The sequence below is a fragment of the Legionella maioricensis genome (assembly GCF_023618015.1).
In the GTDB taxonomy this organism is placed as follows: domain Bacteria; phylum Pseudomonadota; class Gammaproteobacteria; order Legionellales; family Legionellaceae; genus Legionella; species Legionella maioricensis.
Window position 1 is genome coordinate 1 of record NZ_JAJKBJ010000048.1, and the last position, 5,456, is coordinate 5,456.

A 5,456-nucleotide genomic window follows, 5' to 3' on the forward strand; every position below is an offset into this window, starting at 1 on the left:
TAATCCCAATGGTAAAGAGTCCACCGTCAATACCCGCCGAGAAGGAAAATACATCGTGGTTCATCGTTTAGCCCCACAATTTACCCTTCGTCAAGGACGGCTCACGACCTCCGTATTTAACACTCAAGAAATTAATCGCATTGCTGCGAACAGGAGACCTCAATGACACCAGATAACCAAACACCTGAGGGTGTAGGCAATAGAATTAAAGTGGCTAAAAAAGACAGTCATATTAAATGGAAAGACCGGATTTTATGGATTGGTACGACTGCCCTGTGTGTCGCAATTGCTTTAAGTGGCTTTTTGCCTAAGTCTCACAGCTCACAGGCTTTAGAGGAACGAGAACAACAAAACTCAGCCTATGCTCTAAACCAAAATCTTGAATTAATCGCTTCATTAAAAGAACAACACAAATCGCAAAGCGGCTATCAAGGCGGCAATCCCAATTATCCACCACGATTACGGAGTGTTAACCCAAATATATTATCCAAAGAAACCTTGGCACGAATGAATGCACCTTCCACCTTTTTTAATACCAATGGCGCAGAGTCATCAACCAGTACATCAAAAAGCACCAAAGAACAAAGCAACACCTTAACAGGACACGATGCGAACTCGCAGTTTTTAAATCAGCAAAGTGACATCACTACAGTGTTTGCCAAGCGTTTGCCCCATCCCAACTGGACAGTCCCTGCTGGAGAATTTATCCCTGCAAACTTAGAAACAGCCATCAATGCCGAGTTAGCAGGTATGGTCAAAGCCATCACGACACAAAATATTTATTCCCTATCAGGACATCGTTTATTGCTTCCCAAAGGCTCGTCTGTGATTGGGCAATTTAATACCGCCATCACTCAAGGCCAACGCCGTATCTTTATCGTCTGGAATCAAATTCAACTAACTGATGGGGTTAAAGTTACTTTAAACAGCCCGGGCAGTGATGCCATAGGCCGTTCAGGCGTTGCTGCGGATTATATAGACCGCCATTTCTTTGAGCGATTTGGTAGTGGTGCCTTACTTTCGGTGTTAGGGGCTTTTTCAGCAATAGGAGGCGTTCACGGTCAAGATGAATACAACTCCATGTCCCAATACCGCATGAATGTTGCAGGCTCCTTCCAACAGGCAGCTAATCAAACACTACAACAAGATATGCAACAAAATACCACACTACAAACGAATCAAGGAGCCGAGATTAAAATCTTTGTCGCCCATGATTTGGATTTTTACCGTGTTGCAGGAGCACATTAAAATGAATGCTCTTAAGGCACAATGTTCACCCGGATCAACCGGGCTTTTAGCCCCTCTTTATGAGTTTTTAAACGATACTCAGGTGTCTGAGGTATTAATTAATCGGCCACAAGAGGTTTATGTAGAACGTGTCGGAATTTTAGAGCGGTTTGATTTGCCTGTTCTTACCACCTCATATCTACGCCGATTGTTTGCGCTGATTGCTAATGAAAACAAGCAAACGCTATCAGAAAACTCCCCTATCCTCTCAGGTAACTTAAAAGACGGCTCTCGCGTTCAATTAGTCATTCCACCAGCGTCTCTTTATGAAACCCTCTCCATTCGAAAATTTACATTAAAGCAAGTAGGTTTTAGTGAATACAATGAGCAAGGCTTTTTCTCCCTTGCACATGCGGTGAGTTTGGATGAATCCACACAGGCGAGCAGGGAGGTTTACCTTCGGGAGTTATATAATGCAAAAAATTGGCACGAGTTTATTCGTAAAGCCATTATCCATAAAAAGACCATCATTATTTCAGGTGGCACTTCGTCAGGAAAAACAACTTTTTTAAACAGCTGTTTAAGCGAAATCCCTCTGGATGAGCGGCTTATTACCCTTGAAGATACCTATGAAATAGACAGTCCTCATCCTAATCAAGTAAGACTCAAAGCATTAAAACAGATAGGAGACACAGCACCCCACCCGAGCATGCAGGATTTAGTACAAGCCACCCTAAGGCTTAGGCCTGACCGCATCATTATGGGGGAAATCAGAGGCAAAGAGATTTTTGATTTTGTTTCTGCATGCTCCACCGGACATAGCGGCTCAATAGCGACTATTCATGCGAACAATCCAAAAGTTGCCTTCATGCGTATGGCGCAACTCTATAAATTAAATCAGGTTGCTGGGATGACTGAGTCAGACATCTATGCGGTATTACATGAAGCAATCGACATCATTGTGCAACTACAAAAAACAGCTGCTGGCAGACGTTTAGTGGAGGTGTATTATAAACACGCATAATCACAAATTAGTATGCATTCTAAGTATTGTGATAATACTCCAGATGACCAGTCAAATCGCTTTGCTGCTGACGGGAGTATTGGACTTCGCCACGCCTTTGGTGATTCTTGAGTTAATTCGTCATGGATTTTTAAGTGAGTTATGCATTGCCTTATGCATCACTGTATTGATAGCGCTGTGCTGTGCGGGTTATCTCAGCAAAGGGATATATCGCTATTTGGCATCTATAGGCGTGATTGGCATATTGCTCAGTATAGGTCTGTTTTTATTAGGCTACGGTGTATTTAGCTGGCTTTATTTTAATGAGCTACAACCCTTATCAGGACTGATGGATTTAGCATGGCAACGCCATCAAGAAAATACCCCTTGGCTAGATTTTTTAAAGACAGAGGGTATTGTCTTTGTTGTTGGCATCATCGCTTTAAGCCTTTATTTATTTAATCGATTCAGACCGGAAAAGAAAGTACTCGGCAATGCCCACTTTGCCAATGGTATTGAAGTCAATAAAGCCTCGTTTTTTAAGCACGAAGAGCAAAGCATCATTATTGGTAAAAAATACGGAGCACCAGTGTATTCAAATGGTTTTGAACATGTGTTGGTTTTTGCACCAACAGGTAGTGGTAAAACACGCAGCATTGGTATACCTAATCTCTTTAATTACCCCTATTCGGTAGTCTGTAATGATGTGAAACTCACCTTGTTTCAAGCAACCTCAGGCTTCAGACAACAAGTATTGGGGCAACAATGCTATTGCTGGGCACCTGCTCATGAAACACGAATAACCCATGCGTATAATCCTTTGTCCTTAATCTCTAGTGATAAAGTCCAACGCCTTACTGATATTCAACGCATAGCGCATATTTTAATTCCTGATAATAAAAAAGCCGACCCCATTTGGCAGCAAGCCTCGCGAAAACTATTTAAAGTAGCTGTTTTATACTTGCTCGATACGCCAGAACGCCCCACCACCTTAGGCGAAATTAACCGTCTGATAAAACAAGCTGGATTTGATGACTGGTTGGCATCGCAACTTGAAGAAACAGAACATCTCGACCCAGAGTTTTACCGCAATGGATATTCGTATCTTAATAATCATGAAAAAACAAGAAGCTCTATTTTGGAAACCTTTTCAGGTTATTTTGAATTATTTGACGATCCTACTATTGATGCAGCAACCCAACATTCTGACTTTGATTTGCGTACACTTCGCAGCACACCCATGACTATTTATGTGGGGTTTACTGATGATGATATGGAGCGACTCTCGCCCTTACTCACCTTATTTTGGCAACAACTCATTTCGGTGATGATTAAAGAAATCCCCGACCCGATAAAAGAACCCTACCCTTTATTGTGCCTCATCGATGAATTTTCATCTTTGGGACGAATTGAGCGACTAAGACGCTCTTTGAAATTACTTCGTGAATACCGTGTGCGCTGTGTCTTGATGATGCAATACATCGCTCAAACCTATGAACAATATTCTCAAGATGAGGCCAAAGCCTTTACCAACATCAAAACCAAAATCGCTTTTGCAACGGAAGACATTCAAGATGCAGAATACGTGAGTAAATTACTGGGTACGCGCACAGTTCGAGTTGCGGGAGGTTCATCGAGCACCCAACATCAAGGCTATTCCGAATCTAAAAGTTATAATTATCAGGCTATTCTGCTACTGCGCCCCGATGAGGTGATGCGTATGCCTGAACATCAAATGCTGATTATGCGCACAGGGCATCCCCCAGTGAAAGCAAGGCAATTCATTTGGTATCAAGACCCTGTCATGAAACAACATGCCTATAACGCGGTAGCAGTCCCTAAACAAGTAATTCAGCATCATCCCTTTGTTCGACAAATAACCGTTAAATCATCCTTTTTGGAGGCATTAGAAACCTAAATGAAAAAAACACCCCGGCAACCTGATATGGAGGAATGGTTGCTTGATTCGCTGCATGGAGTGCACGATGGGGAGGAAGATGAAAATGAAGCCCTCAAACCAGAGCACTTCATTAACCCATTAACCTACGATTATGTAAAACACCTACAACCCAAACAGCGAAGCTGGTGGGTTGAGCACTATTTTCGCAAAGCAATGTCACAATCAATTTGGCCTCGTATTTTAATCGCACGGTGTCGAGTGCTCATCACCCATGCTCTACCCTTACTAGCAGATGGACATTGGGCCATGATGGAGGTGATACTCAATGCCTTACGCACCGTGATGCAGTATTTAGGAATTCTTCTTCATGGCGTGAGGTTATTGATGAACCTTGCGTCACTGGTCACACCGTTATGCAGCGAATCTTCATTGTGGGATGGAGTCATGCACGCCCTATCAGATTCATGGTTTGAACTATTTACTGATACGCATAGCCTGACAACCGCCTTTTTGCCCACTTCTTATTTAAAAACTACCTGTGCCTTTTCGGTGCTTGAATTAGGAGCCTCTATTCTTAAAGGCTGGTTCGAATTATCAAAACTGGGGGGATTCAAACAATCCTTTAAAGACCAATTAGCCAACAACCACTTGCCCCAAGCGCATAGGTTTGAACTGACTAAAGCAGAAGCACATGCTACAGCCCTATATAACCATCAAAGTAAAAAGCTAATACTTAATGTCTGCATATTGTCTTTATCAATAACCGCATTCCTTCTTAAATCGTTTGTCTTACCTTCACTTTCATTAGCTCTGGTAAGCAATCCAGTAACCCCCTTGATTTTTGCCATTGTGGCTTTATCCCTTTCCCTAGCCAATCATTATTTAGGTCAATACATAGATAAAGAAAAGCCTAAAATTAAGACGAGCCAATTATCAGGGCGAGTGTCGTTTTTTAAAGAGAACGTCCCTGTTCTTTCACGGGAACAGCACGTTATTGAATCGCCTTCGCAACCTTTGGAAGTGTCTTTTGTAAGGAGTTCATCAATTCTTTGTTTGTCATAATGACGGCAGCAGTTTCACATGGCTGTTTACGGCGTTGCTCGCCCAGATACCCTTGTGTTTTAGTGCTTTGCGTATTTAACGGTTCGTATTGCGCTAAAACAGGATATTCCTTACAGAGCACGAGCCAAATTTTTTCTTGTTGGCGTTGTTGTACTTATATAATTTTAACGATGAGTAATTCCGGGAACTCATAATCCGTTGATCCTAGGTTCAAGTCCTAGTGGGGCCACCAATAAAATCAAGTAGTTACGGTAGTTTTTAGAA

At 42.2% G+C, this 5,456-nt stretch carries 4 protein-coding genes; all 4 read left to right on the plus strand.

The genetic code is table 11. The features are described 5' to 3' along the window. Positions 1–162: 162 nt before the first annotated feature. The 4 genes from LOX96_RS17310 to LOX96_RS17325 are packed head-to-tail and all read left to right on the plus strand — an operon-like array spanning position 163 to position 5,192. On the plus strand, positions 163–1,248 hold the full coding sequence (locus LOX96_RS17310; protein ID WP_250424438.1) for a TraB/TrbI/VirB10 family type IV secretion system protein: 1,086 nt from the start codon (positions 163–165) through the stop codon (positions 1,246–1,248). 1 nt (position 1,249) lies between these two features. After that, entirely contained in the window at positions 1,250–2,251 is a 1,002-nt protein-coding gene (virB11, locus tag LOX96_RS17315; protein ID WP_250424437.1) for a P-type DNA transfer ATPase VirB11, read from the plus strand. A 43-nt stretch (positions 2,252–2,294) separates the two neighbouring features. Continuing rightward, positions 2,295–4,148 (plus strand): type IV secretory system conjugative DNA transfer family protein, encoded by a 1,854-nt coding sequence (locus LOX96_RS17320; RefSeq protein ID WP_250424436.1) that lies wholly within the window; start codon positions 2,295–2,297, stop codon positions 4,146–4,148. After that, a complete protein-coding gene (locus tag LOX96_RS17325) occupies positions 4,149–5,192 on the plus strand; it encodes a hypothetical protein (protein WP_250424435.1) in 1,044 nt (347 codons plus the stop codon). The last annotated feature ends 264 nt before the right edge of the window (positions 5,193–5,456 follow it).